The following is a 754-nucleotide window of genomic DNA, read 5'->3' as shown; positions in this document are numbered from 1 at the left end:
GTTTCATTAACAATCAATTTCAAGCGCTTGCTGATATAGCGTGATATCGCTACTTTGACCTTATTGCCGATAGGCTTAGACTTAACCAAAATGATGATGTCGTCCGCATAACGAGCAAAATATAATCGCTCTCGTGTTAGCTTTTTGTCCAATTCATCCAAGATAATATTGGATAGAAGTGGTGATAATGGACCGCCTTGCGGCACGCCCTTATCGGATGGAAACCAAAGACCTGTTTCAGTTTCTGCAATACCCGCTCTTAAGTACCTGCCGAGTAATTGCATTAACGCTTGATCTTTTATTTTGCGACCGACCCGATTCATTAGCATGTCATGATTAACTTCATCAAAGAACTTTGAGAGGTCAATATCCACGGCCGTTTTGTACCCTTGTTTAATACAAATTTGTACATGACTGACCGCTTGACTAGCGCTTTTACCGGGGCGGTATCCGTAGCTATAAGGCGAAAATGTAGGTTCAAAATAGGGACTGATCACTTGGCTAATCGCTTGCTGGATCATCCTGTCGATGACAGCAGGGATCCCCAATAAGCGTTCTCCGCCATCAGGTTTTGGGATAGTTACCCGTTTTACCGGAAGTGGGAAATAATTGCCTTCTATCAGCTTTGCTTTGATCCCTTGCCAATGTGCTAAGGCAAAAGGTTCAAACTCCTCAATGCTCATGTTATCAATACCGGGAGCACCTTTGTTGGCTTTAACATGTTTCCATGCAGCTCTCATGTTTTGATCACTGA

The 754-nt window shown here is 43.1% G+C and carries 1 protein-coding gene; it reads right to left on the bottom strand.

The genetic code is table 11. From position 1 onward, the window contains the following. The coding region (gene ltrA / locus KSO91_RS17470; protein ID WP_238744286.1) for a group II intron reverse transcriptase/maturase at window positions 1–740 on the bottom strand (740 nt) is incomplete at its 3' end. Window positions 741–754 lie beyond the last annotated feature (14 nt).

The sequence above is a fragment of the Psychromonas antarctica genome (assembly GCF_022267535.1).
Taxonomy (GTDB): Bacteria; Pseudomonadota; Gammaproteobacteria; order Enterobacterales; family Psychromonadaceae; genus Psychromonas; species Psychromonas antarctica.
The sequence above is the reverse complement of the archived record's forward strand: the minus strand, read 5'-3'. Positions and strand labels throughout refer to the sequence as shown.